This is a genomic window from Flavobacterium salmonis (assembly GCF_903819435.1).
Taxonomy (GTDB): domain Bacteria; phylum Bacteroidota; class Bacteroidia; order Flavobacteriales; family Flavobacteriaceae; genus Flavobacterium; species Flavobacterium chungangense.
In genome coordinates, this window is record NZ_CAIJDP010000003.1 from 1 (window position 1) to 1683 (window position 1683).

At 51.0% G+C, this 1683-nt stretch carries 1 protein-coding gene; it reads left to right on the top strand.

Annotation, left to right across the window (positions count from 1 at the left end):
- On the top strand, nt 1-1683 hold a 1683-nt coding region (locus tag FLACHUCJ7_RS00015), incomplete at both ends, for a beta strand repeat-containing protein (RefSeq protein WP_317170836.1).

A 1683-nucleotide genomic window follows, 5' to 3' on the forward strand; every position in this document is an offset into this window, starting at 1 on the left:
GGCTTTACAGGAACAGCTTCAGCAGGAGATTACGCAGCAAGCACTACTACGATCACCATCCCTGCAGGCCAATTGACCGGCACGATCACTATTGATCCGACCGATGACGTGCTGTACGAAGGCAACGAAACAGTAATTGTCGACATCACAGGAGTAACCGGAGGCAATGGTGCTACAGAAAACGGCGTTCAGCAGGCAACGGTAACGATCACTGATGACGAGACCACCCCAACGGTAACACTTAGCGGAACAGCTTCAATAGCCGAGAACGCATCAGGAACCGCTACAATCACCGCTACGCTGAGCACGGCTACGACTACCGATACGGTAGTAAGCTTAGGCTTTACAGGAACAGCTTCAGCAGGAGATTACGCAGCAAGCGCTACTACCATCACAATCCCGGCAGGCCAGTTGACCGGAACGATCACTATTGATCCAACTGATGATGCGCTGTACGAAGGAAATGAAACCGTAATCATCGATATCACTAATGTTACAGGAGCTACAGAAAACGGCGTTCAGCAGGCAATCGTTACGATTACCGATGATGAGACCACCCCAACGGTAACACTGAGCGGAACAGCCTCAATCGCAGAGAACGCATCAGGTACTGCTACAATCACCGCTACGCTGAGCACGGCTACGACTACCGCTACAGTGGTAAGCTTAGGCTTTACAGGAACAGTTTCGGCAGGAGATTACGCAGCAAGCACTACTACCATCACCATCCCGGCAGGCCAGTTGACCGGAACGATCACGATTGATCCGACCGATGACTTGCTGTACGAAGGAAATGAAACCGTAATCATCGATATCACTAATGTTACAGGAGCTACAGAAAACGGCGTTCAGCAGGCAACTGTAACGATTACCGATGACGAGACCACCCCAACGGTAACACTGAGCGGAACAGCTTTAATAGCCGAAAACGCAGCAGGAACCGCTACAATCACCGCTACGCTGAGCACGGCTACGACTACCGATACGGTAGTAAGCTTAGGCTTTACAGGAACAGCTTCGGCAGGAGATTATACAGCAAGCAATACAACAATCACCATCCCTGCAGGTCAACTGACCGGCACGATCACGATTGATCCGACCGATGACGTGCTGTACGAAGGAAACGAAACGGTCATCATCGATATCACGAATGTTACAGGAGCTACGGCGGGCAGTACCACTCAGGCAATCGTTACGATTACCGATGATGAGACCACCCCAACAGTAACACTTAGCGGAACAGCTTCAATAGCCGAAAACGCATCAGGTACTGCTACAATCACCGCTACGCTGAGCACGGCTACGACTACCGCTACAGTGGTAAGTTTAGGCTTTACAGGAACAGCTTCAGCAGGAGATTACGCAGCAAGCAATACTACGATCACCATCCCGGCAGGCCAGCTGACCGGAACGATCACTATTGATCCGACCGATGATGCGCTGTACGAAGGAAACGAAACCGTAACCATCGATATCACGAATGTTACAGGAGCTACGGCAGGCAGTACCACTCAGGCAATCGTTACGATCACTGATGACGAGACCACCCCAACGGTAACACTTAGCGGAACAGCTTCAATCGCAGAGAATGCATCAGGAACCGCTACAATCACCGCTACGCTGAGCACGGCTACGACTACCGATACGGTAGTAAGCTTAGGCTTTACAGGAACAGCTTCAGCA